The sequence below is a fragment of the Cellulomonas sp. NPDC057328 genome, assembly GCF_042667215.1.
Classification (GTDB): domain Bacteria; phylum Actinomycetota; class Actinomycetes; order Actinomycetales; family Cellulomonadaceae; genus Cellulomonas.
The window spans coordinates 1-15,990 of the sequence record NZ_JBHUZW010000091.1; the positions used below are offsets into that span (position 1 = coordinate 1).

Sequence of the window (15,990 nt, forward strand, 5' to 3'; positions counted from 1 at the left end):
CCCCGGCACCCCACGGGTGCCGGGGCGTCCGTGCGCGTGGCGCTGGTCGGCGTGGCCGGCGGGCCGCGCGCAGCGGGTGAGACCGTGCCCGGCTCGCCCCCAAACGTCCGAAAGGCCTGGTCAGACGGCCGTCCAGGTGGTCGCCGCCCGTGTGCCGGTGCCCTGGGGGCGGGTTAGCGTTGCCCGAGCCGTCGGGGGGAGAAGCGGGTGGCGGGGGAGCAGTACGAGGTCCTCGTGGTCGAGGACGACGTCGACACCGCGCAGTACGTGCGCACCGTGCTGAGCCGGCGCGGCGGCATGTCCGTCACGGTCGTGCACGACCCCGCGTCCGCCCTGGCCGAGGTCGCGCAGCGGACGTTCGACGCCGTCGTGACCGACATCCAGATGCCCGGCATGAGCGGCCTCGAGCTGCTCGTCGAGCTGCGGTCCCGGGCGCCGGGCGTCCCGGTGGCCGTCATGACGGCGTTCGCGAGCGTCGACTACGCGGTCGAGGCGCTGCGGCGCGACGCCGACGAGTTCCTCGTCAAGCCGGTCGCCGCCGGCATGCTGCTCGAGCGCGTCACCGCGCTCGCGGCGGAGGGGCGCCGGCGCGCCACGGCGACCTCGGGCGCGGTCGTCCTCGCGATCGGCGCCCACCCCGACGACGTCGAGATCGGCGTGGGCGCCACGCTCGCCTCGCACCGGGCGGCGGGCGACTCCGTGGTGGTCCTGACGATGTCGGGCGGTGCGGTGGGCGGCGACGCCGACGCGCGCCGGCGCGAGGCGCTGGCGGCGTCCGCGGTGATCGGCGCGCGCCTGTTCCTGCACGACTTCCCGGACACGCGCATGGCGCAGGCCGAGGGCCTTATCGAGGTGGTCGAGCAGACCGTCGCCGACGTGGGCCCGACGATCGTCTACACGCACTCGAAGCACGACCGACACCAGGACCACCGGGCGGTGCACGAGGCCGTGGCCGTCGGCACGCGCCGCGTCCCGTCGGTCGCGTGCTTCCAGAGCCCGTCGGCGACGGTCGACTACCGGCCGGACCGCTTCGTGCCGGTCGACGGGTTCGTCGACACCAAGCTGGAGATGCTCGCGGCGTTCGCGTCGCAGGGGCACCGCGACTACATGCACCCCGACGTCGTGCGCGCCACCGCGCGGTACTGGTCGCGGTTCGGCACCGGGACGTACGCCGAGCCGCTCGAGACGGTCCGCGCGGCGGCCGCCGTCGGCGGCGGGCACGGGGCGGCGGCACCGACCGCGCGCGAGGAGCACGCGGCGGCACCGGCCGGGCGACGCCAGGACGACGAGGGAGTGGTGGCATGACGCGGGTTCTCGTGACCGGGGCGGGCGGACCCGCCGGGGTCGCCGTCATCCGCTCGCTGCTGCGGCGCGGGGACGTCGACGTGCTGGCGGCGGACATGGACCCCTGGGCCAGCGCCCTCTACCTCGTGCCGCCCGCGCACCGGCGGCTGGTCCCGGCCGGCCGGGCGGACGACTTCGTCGACGTGGTGCGCGCGATGTGCCGCGAGGACGAGGTCGACGTGCTGTTCGCGACCGTCGACGTCGAGCTGCCGCGCCTGGCCGCGGCCCGCGACGACCTCGCGGCCGCGGGCACGCTGCTCGCGGCGCCGTCGCTCGCGACGATCGAGACGTGCCTCGACAAGCTGGCGCTCGCCCGCGCGTGCGAGCGCACGGTCCGCACGCCGCGGACCGAGCTGGTCGGCACGCCGCAGGCGCTCGACGGCTGGGAGTTCCCGGTCATCGTCAAGCCGCGCCGCGGCGCCGGGTCGCGCGGCGTGCGCACGGTCGCGTCCGCGGCCGAGCTCGACGCCGTGCACGCCGAGGAGGACCTGCTGGTGCAGGAGCTCCTGCCCGGCGACGAGTACTCGGTGGACGTCCTCGCGGCCCCGGACGGGCACGTCGTGGCCGCCGTCCCGCGGGCCCGGATGCGCGTCGACTCGGGCGTGGCCGTGGCCGGCGTGACGCTGCACGACGCGGACCTCGTCGGGACGGCGTCGGCCGTGGCGCGGGCCGTGGGGCTGACCTCCGTCGCGAACGTGCAGCTCAAGCGCGACGCGGACGGCGTCCCGGCGCTGCTGGAGGTCAACCCGCGGTTCCCGGGCGCGATGCCGCTGACCATCGCGTCGGGCGTCGACATGCCGTCGCTCGTGCTCGACGCCGTGCTCGGCCGGCCCGTGCCGGACCGCGTCGAGCACCGGGCCCTGGCCAACGTCCGCTACCTCGAGGACGTGTTCCTGCCGGTCGAGGACGTCCTGGGCCCGCGATGAGCACCGACCGCACCGCCACCGCACCCGCGGCGGGCACGCCGCGGCTCGACGAGGACCACCACGTCCACTCGACGTTCTCGGACGACGCGGTGTCGACGCCCGCGGAGAACCTGGCGGCCGCGCGGCGCGCCGGCCTGCGGCGCGTCCGGATGGTCGACCACGTGCGCACGACGTCGACGCACGTGCCGGACATGCTCGCGGCCGTCCGCGCGCTGCCGCCGGTCGACGGGCTCGAGGTGCTGACGGGCGTGGAGGCGAAGGTCCTCGACGTCGCGGGGGCCGTCGACGCGCCCGCCGACGTCCTGGCCGCGCTCGGGACGCCGGACGGCCCGGACCGCGTGCTGCTCGCCGACCACCAGCTGCCCGGTCCCGACGGGCCGTGGAGCCCGCGCGTCGTGCGCGAGCGCCTCGACGCCGGCGCGGTGCGCCCGGCCGACGTCGTGGAGATGCTCGTCACCGCCACGGCGCGGGCCGTCGAGCGCACCGGCCGCGCGCAGCTGGCCCACCCGTTCTCGGTGCTGCCCAAGGTCGGCCTGGACGAGGACGACGTGCCCGACGCGCTGCTCGACGCGCTCGCCGCCGTGCTCGTCGCGACCGGCACGCCCGCCGAGGTGAACGAGAAGTGGGCGTGCCCCGGGCCGCGGGTGCGCGCACGCTGGGCGGGGGCGGGCGTGCTGCTCGTCGCCTCGACCGACGCGCACGTCGCCACGGACGTGGGCGTCTACCGCCGGCTCGCGCCGGCCCGTGCGACCGGGGGGACCGCATGACCGGGGACGTGCTCCACGACGTGCTCGTGGGCCTGCTCGTGGCGTGCGTCGCCGTCGGTGTCGTGCCCGCGATCGGCGGGCTCTACCAGTACGCGCTGCTGCCCGTGCACGCGTGGCGCAACCACCTGCCCGCGGCGGCGCCGTACCTGCCGAACGTCGCGGTGCTCATCCCCGCGTGGAACGAGGGCGCGGTGCTCCACGCGTCGATCGAGCGGCTCATGCGGCTGCAGTACCCGCCGGAGCGGCTGCGCGTGTACGTCATCGACGACGCGAGCACGGACGACACCCCCGACGTGGTGCGGGCCGAGGCGGAGCGCTACCCGGGACGCGTCATCCACCTGCGCCGCGACCAGGGCGGCCAGGGCAAGGCGCACACGCTCAACCACGGCATCCGCGAGGTGCTCGCCGACGACTGGATGCAGGCGCTGCTCATCACGGACGCCGACGTCATCTACCGGCCCGACGCGCTGCGCCGCATGACGCGCCACCTCGCCGACCCGGCGATCGGCGCCGTCACCGCGTACATCCGCGAGGGCAGCAGCAAGCCGGGCGGCGTCGCCCGCTTCATCGGCTACGAGTACGTGACCGCGCAGGCGTGCGCCCGGCGCGCGCAGAACGTCATCGGCGCGCTCGCGTGCCTCGCCGGCGGTGCGCAGCTGCACACCCGCGAGAACCTCGAGGCGCTCGGCGGCCGCATCGACACGACGACGCTCGCCGAGGACACCGTCACGACGTTCCTCACGCAGATGGACGGGCGGCGCGTCGTCTTCGACGGCTCGGCGGTGGTCCTCGCGGAAGAGCCCGACTCGATCCGGGCGCTGTGGAAGCAGCGCGCGCGGTGGGGTCGCGGGAACGTGCAGATCACGCGGCGCTTCCGCCACGTGTGGTTCCGCCCGTCGCGCACGCACCGGCTCGGGTCGTTCGGGTTCGGCCTGGTGTGGTTCTCCACGTACGCGCTGCCGTTCACGCTCATCCTGTCCTCCGTCGGGCTCATCGGGCTCCACCTCGCGGAGCCGACGCTGGCCACCCGGCTGTTCGGGAACCTGTGGTGGGTCGGCATCGCGGCGTACGTGTACCTGACGGTGACGGCGCTGCTCGTCGACCTCGACACGGCCCGGCGGTCGTGGTTCGAGGGGCTGACGTTCCCCGGGTTCGGCGCCCTCGTCCTCATCGTCGCGGCCGGGTTCCCGCAGTTCTGGGAGACCACCGTGCCCGGCTGGTTCGGGCTCGAGCTGAGCGACGCCGGCCGCGAGACCTGGCTGCTGCTGCTCTACTCGTGGCCCGCGCTGTCCATGGTCATGGCGCACGTCGTGCGCGCGCTCGAGGGGCGCCGGTGGGTCGGGTGGCTGTCCCGGCCGCTCCTGTACGCCGTCGGGTACGGCCCCGTGCTGTGCGCCATCACGCTCGACGCCTACGTCAAGGAGTGGCGCGGCGACGCGATGGTCTGGGACAAGACCGAGAAGACGGGGCGGGTGGCCGCATGAGCACGCCGACGCCGCGCGGCGCGCACGACGCCGACGCCACGCGCACGCAGCGCTGGGCCACCCTGACGCCCGACGCGCTCGAGGACGAGATCGAGGCGAACCGGCGCGGCGAGCGCTGGGTCGTGGTCGCGTCGGCCGCCGGCGCGCTGGCGACCGCCGTCGCGGTCGTGCTGCAGGCCGTGACGCGGTGACCGACGCCCGCACCACCGCGCGCGACGGGGTCGACGAGACCCCGGCGGCCCCGGCGAGGCGGGTGAGCCCGGCGGGGCCGGCGCGGGAGGCGCCCGCGCCCGACTGGGCCACGTCGTCCTCGCGCGTGCTGCGCGCGGTCTCGCGCCGGCTCGGCCCCGACGGCACGGTGCTCGAGCGGCAGCTGCCGTTCGCCGTCCTGTTCGTGGTGGCGGCGGCGACGCTGTGGCTGCCGGGCGTGGACATCACGGCACCCGCCGCGGTGGTGGTCGCCGTGGTGCTCACGGTCACGTCCTTGGTGCTCGCGCTCGTGGTGCCGTGGCGCGAGCTGCGCAGCGGTACGCAGGACCTGCTCCCGCTGCTGCAGATCATGGCTGTCGCGGCGCTGCGGGTCGGGACCGGCGGGCTCTCGTCCCCGTACGCGGCGCTCGTGTACATCCCCGTGATCGCGCTCAGCGCACGGCCGGGCCGCGCCCGGATCGTCGTCGCCACGCTGGGCACCGCCGCGACCGTCGCCGTGTCGGCCGTGTTCGACCCGTACGTCGAGCGGGACGTCGTCGCGCTGCGCAGCTTCCTCGTCGCCGCGAGCGCGCTTGCCGTCAGCATCCTCGTGCACGAGACGACCGAGCGGATGCGCGCGCACAACCACCGCCTCGTCGCGCTGCAGGCCGAGCAGGCCGAGCTGCTGGCGCGCACCCGCGAGTCGGCCGTCGAGCTGCAGCGCGCCGCCAGCGCGCACCGGGCCGCGCGCGACCAGCTCGTGTCCGTCATCGACTCCGCCACCGAGCAGGCCATCATCGCGACCGACCGCGCGGGCCTCGTCGAGATCTTCAACCCCGGCGCGGAGCGCCTGCTCGGCTACCCGCAGGGCGGGGTCGTGGGCCGCATGCACCTGACGGACTTCCACCTGCGCGGCGAGATCGACGACCGGCGCGCGCGGCACCGGTCCGCGCCGGCACGCCACGGCGACGGCCCCCTCGGCGAGCAGCGGGACCTCGTCGAGGCGCTCGTCGCCCCCGTGCGCGGTGGCAGCGCCGACGTCCGGGACTGGACGTACGTGCGCGCGGACGGCGCGCACGTCACGGTCCGGCTCGCCGTGACCCGGCGTCTCGAGGCCGACGGCTCGGTCGGCGGGTACGTCGTCGTCGCCACCGACGTCACGGCCGAGCGCGAGGCCGCGCGGCTCAAGGACCAGTTCCTCGGCCTGGTCAGCCACGAGCTGCGCACGCCCCTCACGTCGGTGCTCGGGTACCTCGAGCTGCTCCTCGACGGCACGGAGCCGCTCAGCGACGAGCAGCGCGAGTACCTCACCGTGGTGGAGCGCAACGCACGCCGGCAGCTGCGGCTCGTCAGCGACCTCCTGCTGTCGGCGCAGGTGGACGCCGGGACCTTCGCGATCACGCCGCAGGCCGCCGACCTCGGCGCGGTTGCGCGTGCGTCGCTCGCGTCGGCGGCCCCCGCGGCCGAGCAGGCGCGGGTGACGCTCGTCGCGGCCGTCGAGGACGCCCCGCTGCAGGCCGACCCCGTGCGCCTCGGCCAGGTCGTGGACAACCTCGTGTCCAACGCGCTGAAGTTCACGCCGCAGGGCGGCTCGGTGCGCGTCGAGGTCGCGCCGACGGCCGACGGCGGCGCGCACCTCGCCGTGTCCGACACCGGCATCGGCATCCCCGCCGACGAGCTGGGCAACCTCGCCTCGCGGTTCTTCCGCGCGACGAACGCCGCGCGCCGCGCCATCCCCGGCGTCGGCCTCGGGCTGTCCATCACGAAGGCGGTCGTCGACGCGCACGGCGGCCGGCTCGACGTGCAGAGCACGGTGGGGGAGGGCACGACGTTCCTCGTCACCCTGCCGTCGGCGCCGCCCGCGCAGGACGGCCGCTGAGGCCCGGGCCCACGGCGGCCGGGGGCGCCGGGGCCGCGGCGGCGGTGCCCGGGCGTAGCGTCGCGGCATGACGACGGGCGTGCGCCCCGCCGCGGGGCGGTTCGACGACCTCGCGCGGGTGGTCGGCCCGCGGCGGCAGGGCGCCGGCGCGTGCTGGTGCACGTCCTACCGGGACGCGCGCGTGCCGAACGCCGAGCGCCCGGCGTACATGAGCGCGCGGTGCGACACCGAGCCGGGTCCGGGCGTGCTCGTCCACGTCGACGACGAGGTCGCGGGCTGGTGCTCCGTCGCGCCGCGCAGCACGTACCGGCGGCTCGGGCGCTCGCGCACCATCCCGACGCTCGACGACCGCGACCCGTGGAGCGTCGTCTGCCTCGTCGTGCGCGCCGGCTTCCGCCGGCGCGGGCTCATGCACGTGCTGCTCGCCGGTGCGGTCGAGCACGCGCGGGCGCACGGGGCCCAGGTGGTGGAGGGCTACCCGGTCGAGGTGGCCGGGACGCGGGTCGACGTCGTCCCCGGCTACGTCGGGACCGTGGAGCTGTTCGAGGCGGCCGGGTTCCACCGGGCCGCGCCGACCACGGCGCACAGCGGCCACCGCGAGCGGTGGGTCGTGCGGCGCGAGCTCGGGGAGGCGGGCGTGCCTCAGGTGCGCGGCTCGCGGCCCGGCGGCTGACGCGGCGGCGTCGGCTCGGCGACCGGCTCGAGCGCGCGGCGCACCTCGGGCTCCGCGGACGTCAGGACGAGCGGCTCGTCGCCGTGCCGCAGCGGCAGCCGGTCCCCGGTGAGCAGCCGGTAGGTGACCTCGTCGCGGCGCGCGTCGACCTCCAGGCGGGACCCGTCCGCCTGCACGCGGAAGACGAGCCGCGCGATGCCCGGCGGGAGGCGCGGCGCGAGCCGCAGCCCCGTGCCGTCCACGCGCAGCCCGCCGAACCCGGACACGAGCGCGTCCCACGTGCCCGCCATGGCCGCGACGTGGACGCCCTCCTGCGTCTCGCGGCGCAGGTCGTGCAGGTCGAGGAACGCGCACTCGCGCGTGTACCCGTGCGCGAGCGTGAGGTGCCCGAGCTCGGCCGCGACGACGGCCTGCACGCTCGCCGACAGCGACGAGTCCCGCACGGTCAGCGGCTCGTAGTAGGCGAAGTCGCGGCGCTTCTGCTCCGTGCTGAACCGGTCGCCCGCCACGACGAGCGCGAGCACGAGGTCCGCCTGCTTGACCAGCTGGTGCCGGTACAGCTCGGTGTAGTGCACGCGGTCCTCGTACGGCGTCCAGCCGTCGGGCCCGCGCGCGAAGTCCCACGCGGGGTGCCGCGTGAAGCCCGCCGACTGCTCGGTGACCCCCAGGTCCTCCGCGTAGGGCACGACCACGGCCTCGGCGGCGGCCGCCCAGCGGGCGCGCTCCTCGTCGTCGACGCCGAGGCGCCGGGCGTCGTCCGGCCGGCGTCCCGTGACGTCGACCGCGGCGGCCAGCGACCGCGCCACCACCAGGTTGGTGTACGTGTTGTCGTCGACGACCGCGGTGTACTCGTCCGGGCCCGTCACCCCGTGCACGTGGAACGCGCCGTCGGCGTCGTGGTGCCCGCGCCCCATCCAGAACCGGGCGCCGTGCACGAGCAGGTCGACGCCGATCTCCCGCTCGAGCTCCGTGTCCCCGGTGACGGCCACGTGGCGGACCAGGGCGAGCGTGATGTCGGCGGTGACGTGCACCGCCGCGGTGCTGGCCGGCCAGTAGCCGGAGCACTCCGTCCCGGTGATCGTGCGCCACGGGAACGCGGCCCCCGGCAGGCCCAGGGTGCGTGCCCGCTCCACGGCCCGCGGCAGCGTCGCGTGCCGCCAGCGCAGGTGCGCCGCCGCGGCCGTCGGCAGCACGTGGTCGAGCACCGGCAGCACGAAGCTCTCCGCGTCCCAGAACGTGTGGCCGTGGTAGCCCGTGCCGGTCAGCCCCTTCGCGCGCAGGCCCGTGCCCTCGACCGCCGCGGCCGCCTGCACCGTGTGCAGGACCGCGAGCCGCACGGCCTGCTGCAGCTCGTGGTCCCCCTCGACGACGACGTCCGCGCGCTCCCACACGTCGTCGAGGAAGGCGCGGTGCTCCGCCTCGAGCACGTCGTCGCCCGCGTCGGCCGCGTCGGTCAGCACCGTGCGGGCGTCGGCGAGGAGGTTCTCGACGGGACGGCGCCCGCACGCGTACGCCGCGTGCGTCGTCACCCGCACGGCCTCGCCCGCGCCCAGGTCCGCCTCGAGCGCCCGGCCGTGCGGCGCCGACGCCCAGCGGTGCCGGGCGTCGCCGGACGTCGACACGGCGTGCGCCGTCGCGAGCACCGCCCCGACGCCCGCGAGCACCGTGCGCTGCGCGACCCACGTCGCACCGTCCTCGTGCCCGCACGCCTCGGTGACCAGCCCGGGACCGGACGTGTCCGACGACGGCCCCGCGCAGCCCGGCACGGGCCGCACGCGGACCCGGGCCCCGCGCGGCGCGCGCACCTCGTACGTCGCGACGACCAGCTCGCGCCGCACGAGGGACACCCAGCGGCGCGTGCGCACCTCGACGGTCGTGCCGCCCGGGGACGTCCACACGGCCTCCCGCTCGAGCACCCCGGTGCGCAGGTCGAGCCGCCGCTCGTGGTGCTCGAGCGTGCCCGTGCGGACGTCGAACGGCTCGTCGTCGACGTCGAGGGCCACACCGCACGCGTCGACGACCGGCTCGAGCCGGTCCTCGTGGTCCGGGTACCCGTACGCGTGCTCCGCGTAGCCGTGCGGGTACCGCTCGTGCACGGGCGACAGCAGCGTGCCGGCGGGCACCGACGGCCGCTGCTCCTCGAGCACGCCGCGCACGCCGAGGTGGCCGTTCGCGACCGTCAGCAGGGCCGCGGTGCGGGCGAGGTCGTCGACGTCCAGCGTCGGTTCGCGCAGGACCCAGGGCTCGACGGTCAGCGGCACGGGCACAGTGGACCACGGTCCCCGGCGCTCCGCACGGGCGGTCGGGCGCCGGGCGGCACCGCTCGCGGTCCGCGCGGCGGCGCCCCAGGGTGGTCCCGGTGTGCGCGTCGGGCGTGCGCGCGCCGACGACGGGAGGGACGCACGTGGACGTCGTGGTGGTCGGCCAGGTGGGCCGCGACCTGGTCCTGCGGGTCGGGGGCGTGCCCGGCGCGGGCGGGTCCGCGCCGGTGCGCGGGCGCGTCGAGGTGCTCGGCGGCAAGGGCGCCAACCAGGCGGTCGCGTGCGCGCAGCTGGGCCTCGCGGTCGGTCTCGTCGGGGTCGTCGGCGACGACCGGGCCGCCGACGACGTCCTCGCGCAGGCGCGTGCGGACGGGATCGACGTGCGGCACGTCGTCCGGCGGGCGGGCGCGGCGACGGCCCTGCTGCTCGACGTCGTCGCCGACGGGGGCGAGCGCCGCCTGCTCGAGCACGTCGCGGACGACGTCCTCCTGCGCCCCGCGGACGTGCGGTCCGCCGCGGGCGCCGTCCGGGGTGCGCGCGCCGTGCTCCTTCAGCTCCAGCAGCCGGCCCCGGCGATCGGCGCCGCGCTCGACGCGTGCGGCCCGGACGCCCTCGTCGTCGCCGACGGTGCGCCGCAGGACGACGGCCTGCGGGAGCGCCTGGTGGCCACCGCGCACGTGCTGCGCGCCGACGCAGCGGAGGCCGGGGTGCTCGTGGGGCGGCCGGTCGGGGGCGTGGCCGCGGGGGTCGAGGCCGCGCGCGAGCTCGTCGCGCGGGGGCCGCGCGTCGTCGCGCTCGAGGCCGGGGACGCGAACGTGGTCGCGTGGGACGGCGGTCACGTCGTCGTCCCGCTGCTGGGCGGCGCCCCGGTCGACCCGACGGGGGCGGGTGACTCCTTCGTCGGCGGGCTGACGGCCGCGCTCTTGGCGGGGCACGACCCCGCGACGGCGGGCTGGTGGGCGTCGGCGGCGGCGGCCAGCACCGTGGGACGCCTCGGCGGGCGGCCGGACCTCGACCCGGGCCGGCTCGCCGACGCCGCCCGGCGTGCCCGGGTGCACCACGGGGGGTGAGGGTGCCGAGGCGCGGTGCGCGCCGTCATCCCGGCAGCTGCGGCACCGCGAACCCCTCGCCCGTGCGCAGCAGGCTCGCGCGCACGACCGTCCCGCTGCCGAAGCGCTGCGCCACCGCGTCGGCGGCGGCGTCGAGCGGGGACCGGTCGGCGTGCTCGAGCGGCAGCACGTCCTGCACCGCGTCGTCCGAGCCGAGGTTGGTCAGCGAGACGCCCACGAGCGTGATCCCGCGCTCCCGCACGAGGGGTGCCGCGTCCTCGAGGAGGGCGGTCGCGGCCGCGGCGAGCCGCTCGCCGGAGTCCGTCGCGTGCGCGAGCGTGTGCGACCGCGTCGCGCGGGTGTAGTCCGCGAACCGCAGGCGCAGGACGACCGTACGGGCGGTCCGGTGCCCGGCGCGCAGCCGGCGCGCGACCCGGTCGACCAGTCCCAGCAGCGCGGACCGGACGTCCGCCGGCGCGTGCGGCCCCGGCCCGAGCGCGCGCTGCGCCCCGACCGACGACCGCCGGCGGTCGGTCACGACGTGCTCCGGCGTGCGCCCGTGCACCACGGCGTGCAGGTGGCGGCCCGCCGCGGGCCCGAGCACGCCCACGAGCACGTGCTCGGGCAGCGCGGCCACGTCCCCGGCGGTGTGCAGCCCGTAGCCGCGCAGGCGCCCCGCAGTCACCTCGCCCACGCCCCACAGCAGCTCGACCGGCAGCGGGTGCAGGAACGCGTCCTCGCCGTCGGGCGGCACGAGCAGCAGGCCGTCGGGCTTGGCGACGCGGCTGGCGACCTTCGCGAGGAACGGCGTGCGCGCCACGCCGACGGTGATGGACAGGCCCACCTCGGCGCGCACGCGCGCGCGCAGCCGTGCGGCGAGGTCCACGGGCGGCGTCGCGTCGAGGCGCTGCAGGCCGCCCACGTCGAGGAACGCCTCGTCGATCGAGACGCCCTGCACGGCAGGCGTCAGGTCGTGGAACACCGCGAAGACGGCCCGGCTCGCCTCGACGTACGCCTCGAAGCGCGGCGGCACCACGACGAGGTCGGGGCAGGCGGCCCGCGCCGCGCGGCCGCCCATCGCGGTGCGGACACCGCGCCGCTTCGCCTCGTACGACGCGGCCAGCACCACGCCGCCGCCCACCGCCACGGGACGGCCGCGCAGGCGCGGGTCGTCCCGCTGCTCGACCGACGCGTAGAACGCGTCCAGATCGGCGTGGAGGATCGCGGCGCGGGGCTCGGGCACGAACACATGTTCGACCCCGCCACCGACATCGGCGCGGCCGGTGCCCGGCGCGCGGACGCGCGTCTCAGCCGCTGGCCACCGCGTCCCAGGCGAACGACGCGAGCCAGTGCGTCGCCACGAAGTCGGGGTTGTCGAGCGCCCGCAGGCCGACGGCCAGGAGCTCCTCGCCCGCCGCGCGCAGCGCCGGGTCGTCGAGCGCCGTCCCCAGCCGGAGCAGCGCCCCCGCGCGCGAGAGGTTGAGCCCGTCCAGGTGCACCGCGTGCCCGTCCGTCGGGTCGACCACGCGCACGGGCCGCGCGAGCTCGAGCGGCCGGGGCAGGAAGCCCGTCCACCACGCGTGCAGCGCGTCCGCCGGCAGGACGCGGGCCATCAGGTCGGCCTCGGCGAGGCCGGGGGACAGGAAGTCGTGCCCGCTCGTCTCCCAGCGGGTCGCCCAGTCGCGGTCGTCGCCGTACAGCCGGACGGCCTGCGCGCGCAGCCGGCGGGCGGCGTCCGCCAGGCCGAGGTCGTCCGCCGCCGTCAGCAGCAGGGCGAGCCCGAACGCGGTGTTGGAGTGCACGCCGTGGCGGACCGGCAGCTCGACGCGCGCCAGCCAGGGGAGGGCGAGGTCGAGGACCGTCGCCGCCAGCGGCGCGGTCGCGTCCGCCCACGCCGCCGCGTCGGCGTCGCCGGCGTCGGCGGCCGCGCGGCACGACGCCGCCAGGCGCGCGGCCCAGGCCCACCCGTACGGACGCTCGAACGCCGGGTGCGCCCGCAGGTACGCCACCTCGCCGGCGACGCGCCCGGCGGTCAGCGTCGTGCCGAGCAGCGCGCGCAGGTCCGGGTCGGCGTGCCCGGCGCGCAGCACCTCGACCCCGAGCCAGTGCATGTGCACGCACGAGTGCCAGTCGAACGACGTGTGGAACGCCGGGTACAGCTCGGCAGGGGTGCGCACGTCGTCGGCCGAGGACGCCAGGTGCACGAGGTGGTAGGGCCACGGCGTCGTCAGGTTGGCGCGGACGACGGCCGCGGCGACGGGGGCGAGGTCGGCGGGCGTCGGCACGCGCGTCACGCCCCCGCGCGGCGCGGGGCGCCCCTCCCGGCGCGCCACGCCCGGAACGTGCGCCACGCGCCGGTCGACCACAGCGCCCAGAGCACGAGCAGCGGCTGGAACGGCAGGCGCGCGAGCCGCTTCGCGTCCGAGTCGAGGCCGAACGCGTCGGTCCCGGTCACGTACTGCGACACGTTGCCGGGGAACACCGCGACGAAGAACGCCGCGACCACGGCGCCGACCAGCGGGCGCCAGCGCCGCGGCGCCGCCACCAGGGCCGTCCCGAGGGCCACCTCGACGACGCCCGAGCCGACGACGGTCACGTCCGGGTCGAGCGGCACCCACGCAGGCACCTGCGCCTGGAAGTCCTGCCGCGCGAACGTCAGGTGCCCGGTGCCGGCGAAGGCCAGGGCCGCACCCAGCAGCACCCGCCCGACGGTCCGTACCGGCCCGCCGGGGCGCCGTCCGGCCGGGCCGGGCGGTGCGGCGGGTCGTCGGGCTGCGGTCACGGGGCCTCCTGGTCGCGGGACGTCCACCCGACCGTAGGCCGCGCCGTGCCGGACCGCGCGGGGACCACCGGGCGGCGCCCGTACCCGGCCGGTCCCGCACCGCCCGGGCCGCCCGGTGCGTCCCGTTCCGGTGGCGGGACCTGGACGGCATGCCTAGCGTCGCTGTACGAGCCGGACGCGGGGATGCGCACCCCGCGGACCGGGAGCAGGCCCGGGGTGCGCACCCCGGGACACGGCGCGCTCGTCGCGTCGACCAGGTCGAGCAGACGGCCACCAGCACACCGTCCCGCACGGCGACCGCCAGGTCGCCGCGTCGGCACCCCCTGCCCTCGCAGCGGGACGGCGAACGACTCCAGCGGTCCGACGGGTGCACGCACCCGTGGTGAGAGGACGACGACATGAGCACCGACTACGCAGCCGGTCAGACCGGCGGCGCCAGCAGCGGCACGGGATCGGCCACGCAGACCGCCAAGGACACCGCCCAGGCGGCGCAGCAGGAGGCGGCCGGCGTCGCCCAGAGCGCGGCCGAGAGCGGCCGCACCGTGGCGCACGAGGCCAAGGACCAGGCACGGCAGGTGACGGCGGAGGCCAAGGAGCAGGCCCGCGGCCTGCTCGACCAGGCCCGCTCCGAGGTCAGCGGCCAGGCCGGCGCGCAGCAGAAGCGCCTCGCCGACGGCCTGCGCGGCCTGGGCGACGAGCTCGCCCGCATGGCCGACAGCTCCGAGGGCGGCGGCCTCGCCACCGACCTCGCGCGGCAGGTCGCCGACCGGACCGGCACGGCCGCGTCCTGGCTCGACGAGCGCGAGCCCGGCGAGCTGATCACGGCCGTCTCCGACTTCGCACGCCGCCGGCCGGGCGTCTTCCTGGCCGTCGCGGCCGGCGCCGGCCTGCTCGCCGGGCGCCTGACGCGCGGCCTGAGCGCGGCGTCCGACAGCGGCTCCACGTCGGGTGAGGTGACGACGACGGGCACGACGACGCCCACGAGCGGCACGGTCGGCGGCACGTCGGCCGGCTACGCGACCGGTGCCGGCTACGCCACGGGTGCCGGGTTCGCGGGCGGCACGGCCGCCGTCGCGGACGACCTGGGCACGACCGGCCCGCTCCCGACCGGCTCGGTCGCGGACGACGCCTCGACCGTCGCCGGGCAGGGCGCGTGGGGGACGCCCGCCGCCGAGGAGCCCGAGTACCTCGCCGCGTCGCGCGCCGTGTACGGCGAGGGCGCCGCGCCCGACGAGACGGTCGGCGGCCCCGCGCCGGTGCAGACCACGCCCGGCGGCATCCCGGACGACGAGGCCGGCCTGGGCGGCACCGCGACCGGTGAGCCGTGGAGCGGCGTCGAGCGGGAGGACCAGCGATGACCACCGGCTACGGGCCCACCGATCCCGTGGGCGCCGCAGGCCCCGCGGGCGCGGCCGGCTACCCGGCCGGCACGCCCGCCGGTGCGGCCGGTGCCGCCGGCGACGGCGACGACCGCCCGTCGATCGGCACGCTGCTGGGCGAGATCACGCAGGACCTGTCCACGCTCTTCCGCCAGGAGGTCGAGCTCGCGAAGGTCGAGCTCACGGACCAGGCGAAGAAGGCAGGCACGGGCGCCGGCATGTTCGGCGGCGCAGCGGTCGCCGCGAACCTCGCGCTGGTGTTCGTCTCCGTCTCGCTCTGGTGGGCGCTCGGCGCCCTCATCAACCGGGGCTGGTCGGCCCTGGTCGTGGCGATCCTCTGGGGAGTCGTCGCGCTCGTGCTCGCCAAGCGCGGGCAGAAGCAGGTCAAGGAGGTCGGTGGCGCACCGCGCACGGCCGAGACCCTGAAGAAGATCCCCAACGCCGCCCGAGGACACGAGGAGAAGAACCGATGAGCACGAGCGACCCGGACCAGATCCGCGCCGACATCGAGCGCACCCGAGCGGACCTCTCGGCCAACGTCGACCAGCTGACGGACAGCGTGAACCCGAAGACGGTCGCGCACCGCAAGGCCGACGAGGTGAAGAGCCGGCTGACCGACGTGAAGGAGCGGGTCATGGGGACCGTCAGCGACGCGGGCCACTCGGTGGCCGACTCGGTCAGCGGCGCCGGCCACTCGGTCGCCGACAAGGCGTCCGGCGCGGCGTCGTCGGCGTCGTCGGCGGGCTCGTCCGCGGGGCACTCGCTCGCGCAGGCCCCCGGCCAGGTCAAGGACGCCGCCGCGGCCGCGCCCGCGCGCGCCAAGGAGGCGGCCGCGGGCAACCCGCTCGCCGCCGGCCTCATCGCGTTCGGTGTCGGCTGGCTCGCCGGCTCGCTGCTGCCCGCGAGCCAGAAGGAGTCGCGGGCGGCCTCGGCGGTCAAGGACAAGGCGCAGGACCTCGCGCCGGCGGTGAAGGGTGTCGCCCAGGAGGCGGCGCAGAACCTCCGCGAGCCCGCGCAGGAGGCCGCCGCCGCGCTCAAGGAGCGCGCCACGGAGGGCGTCGAGCACGTCAAGGGCGTCGGCCAGGACGAGGCGGCGTCGGTCAAGGACGAGGCGCAGGGCGCGCGCGACCGCGTCCAGGGCAACGTCCAGTCGGCCGGCGGCCAGGACCAGGACCGGGGGAGCGAGGCGTACAGCCCGCAGGGCTACTGACCTCCCGCGGTCGTCACGGCGCGGCGGTCCGGTCCCTCGGGGACCGG

At 77.3% G+C, this 15,990-nt stretch carries 15 protein-coding genes; 11 read left to right on the top strand and 4 right to left on the bottom strand.

Annotated elements, in window-relative coordinates; all coding sequences use genetic code 11:
• The first annotated feature begins 207 nt into the window (after nt 1-207).
• The 7 genes from ACFUMH_RS14455 to ACFUMH_RS14485 all read left to right on the top strand — a co-directional run bounded on the left by ACFUMH_RS14455 (nt 208) and on the right by ACFUMH_RS14485 (nt 7,262).
• A complete protein-coding gene (locus ACFUMH_RS14455; RefSeq protein ID WP_378206832.1) occupies nt 208-1,305 on the top strand; it encodes a response regulator in 1,098 nt (365 codons plus the stop codon).
• Nucleotides 1,302-2,270 carry an ATP-grasp domain-containing protein gene (locus tag ACFUMH_RS14460; RefSeq protein ID WP_378206835.1) on the top strand — a complete coding sequence of 323 codons (969 nt, stop codon included), beginning with the start codon at nt 1,302-1,304 and terminating at the stop codon, nt 2,268-2,270. Before ACFUMH_RS14455 ends, ACFUMH_RS14460 begins: the two co-directional genes overlap by 4 nt.
• Nucleotides 2,267-3,037 carry a histidinol-phosphatase gene (locus ACFUMH_RS14465; RefSeq protein ID WP_378206838.1) on the top strand — a complete coding sequence of 257 codons (771 nt, stop codon included), beginning with the start codon at nt 2,267-2,269 and terminating at the stop codon, nt 3,035-3,037. The genes ACFUMH_RS14460 and ACFUMH_RS14465 overlap by 4 nt, the downstream gene beginning before the upstream one ends.
• Entirely contained in the window at nt 3,034-4,521 is a 1,488-nt protein-coding gene (locus ACFUMH_RS14470; RefSeq protein WP_378206841.1) for a glycosyltransferase, read from the top strand. The genes ACFUMH_RS14465 and ACFUMH_RS14470 overlap by 4 nt, the downstream gene beginning before the upstream one ends.
• Complete coding sequence (locus ACFUMH_RS14475; RefSeq protein WP_378206844.1) at nt 4,518-4,712, top strand: hypothetical protein; 195 nt, start codon at nt 4,518-4,520, stop codon at nt 4,710-4,712. Before ACFUMH_RS14470 ends, ACFUMH_RS14475 begins: the two co-directional genes overlap by 4 nt.
• Nucleotides 4,709-6,589, top strand: coding sequence for an ATP-binding protein (locus tag ACFUMH_RS14480; protein ID WP_378206847.1), 1,881 nt, complete (start codon nt 4,709-4,711; stop codon nt 6,587-6,589). Before ACFUMH_RS14475 ends, ACFUMH_RS14480 begins: the two co-directional genes overlap by 4 nt.
• Before the next feature lie 67 nt (nt 6,590-6,656).
• Nucleotides 6,657-7,262: a GNAT family N-acetyltransferase gene (locus ACFUMH_RS14485; protein WP_378206851.1), complete on the top strand. Its 606-nt coding sequence runs from the start codon at nt 6,657-6,659 to the stop codon at nt 7,260-7,262.
• Here ACFUMH_RS14485 and ACFUMH_RS14490 read toward each other — a convergent pair.
• The gene (locus ACFUMH_RS14490) at nt 7,232-9,523 is read right to left on the bottom strand and encodes a glycoside hydrolase family 65 protein (protein WP_378206855.1); all 2,292 of its coding nucleotides are present in this window, start codon (nt 9,521-9,523) and stop codon (nt 7,232-7,234) included. The two genes, ACFUMH_RS14485 and ACFUMH_RS14490, sit on opposite strands and share 31 nt — an antisense overlap.
• 143 nt (nt 9,524-9,666) lie before the next feature.
• Here ACFUMH_RS14490 and ACFUMH_RS14495 point away from each other — a divergent pair, with 143 nt between their 5' ends.
• A complete protein-coding gene (locus tag ACFUMH_RS14495) occupies nt 9,667-10,593 on the top strand; it encodes a PfkB family carbohydrate kinase (protein ID WP_378206858.1) in 927 nt (308 codons plus the stop codon).
• Nucleotides 10,594-10,618: 25 nt separating this feature from the next.
• On the opposite strand, the gene dinB is transcribed toward ACFUMH_RS14495, so the two are convergent.
• From dinB to ACFUMH_RS14510, 3 genes are all read right to left on the bottom strand, one after another.
• A complete protein-coding gene (dinB, locus tag ACFUMH_RS14500; protein WP_378206861.1) occupies nt 10,619-11,815 on the bottom strand; it encodes a DNA polymerase IV in 1,197 nt (398 codons plus the stop codon).
• Between the two features lie 64 nt (nt 11,816-11,879).
• On the bottom strand, nt 11,880-12,857 hold the full coding sequence (locus ACFUMH_RS14505; protein ID WP_378206864.1) for a DUF2891 family protein: 978 nt from the start codon (nt 12,855-12,857) through the stop codon (nt 11,880-11,882).
• 5 nt (nt 12,858-12,862) lie between these two features.
• On the bottom strand, nt 12,863-13,354 hold the full coding sequence (locus ACFUMH_RS14510) for a hypothetical protein (protein WP_378206867.1): 492 nt from the start codon (nt 13,352-13,354) through the stop codon (nt 12,863-12,865).
• Between the two features lie 398 nt (nt 13,355-13,752).
• Between ACFUMH_RS14510 and ACFUMH_RS14515 the strand changes: the two genes are divergently transcribed.
• The 3 genes from ACFUMH_RS14515 to ACFUMH_RS14525 are packed head-to-tail and all read left to right on the top strand — an operon-like array spanning nt 13,753 to nt 15,943.
• Complete coding sequence (locus tag ACFUMH_RS14515) at nt 13,753-14,712, top strand: hypothetical protein (RefSeq protein ID WP_378206870.1); 960 nt, start codon at nt 13,753-13,755, stop codon at nt 14,710-14,712.
• Nucleotides 14,709-15,206, top strand: a complete 498-nt coding sequence (locus ACFUMH_RS14520; RefSeq protein ID WP_378206873.1) for a phage holin family protein — start codon at nt 14,709-14,711, stop codon at nt 15,204-15,206. Before ACFUMH_RS14515 ends, ACFUMH_RS14520 begins: the two co-directional genes overlap by 4 nt.
• Nucleotides 15,203-15,943: a DUF3618 domain-containing protein gene (locus ACFUMH_RS14525; protein WP_378206876.1), complete on the top strand. Its 741-nt coding sequence runs from the start codon at nt 15,203-15,205 to the stop codon at nt 15,941-15,943. Before ACFUMH_RS14520 ends, ACFUMH_RS14525 begins: the two co-directional genes overlap by 4 nt.
• Nucleotides 15,944-15,990 lie beyond the last annotated feature (47 nt).

Excerpts from the sequence above, each read along its gene's own strand:
- ACFUMH_RS14465 (WP_378206838.1), top strand. The coding sequence starts at position 2,267 with ATGAGCACCGACCGCACCGCCACCGCACCCGCGGCGGGCACGCCGCGG.
- ACFUMH_RS14475 (WP_378206844.1), top strand. The coding sequence starts at position 4,518 with ATGAGCACGCCGACGCCGCGCGGCGCGCACGACGCCGACGCCACGCGC.
- ACFUMH_RS14525 (WP_378206876.1), top strand. The coding sequence starts at position 15,203 with ATGAGCACGAGCGACCCGGACCAGATCCGCGCCGACATCGAGCGCACC.
- ACFUMH_RS14520 (WP_378206873.1), top strand. The coding sequence starts at position 14,709 with ATGACCACCGGCTACGGGCCCACCGATCCCGTGGGCGCCGCAGGCCCC.
- ACFUMH_RS14460 (WP_378206835.1), top strand. The coding sequence starts at position 1,302 with ATGACGCGGGTTCTCGTGACCGGGGCGGGCGGACCCGCCGGGGTCGCC.
- ACFUMH_RS14470 (WP_378206841.1), top strand. The coding sequence starts at position 3,034 with ATGACCGGGGACGTGCTCCACGACGTGCTCGTGGGCCTGCTCGTGGCG.
- ACFUMH_RS14485 (WP_378206851.1), top strand. The coding sequence starts at position 6,657 with ATGACGACGGGCGTGCGCCCCGCCGCGGGGCGGTTCGACGACCTCGCG.
- ACFUMH_RS14515 (WP_378206870.1), top strand. The coding sequence starts at position 13,753 with ATGAGCACCGACTACGCAGCCGGTCAGACCGGCGGCGCCAGCAGCGGC.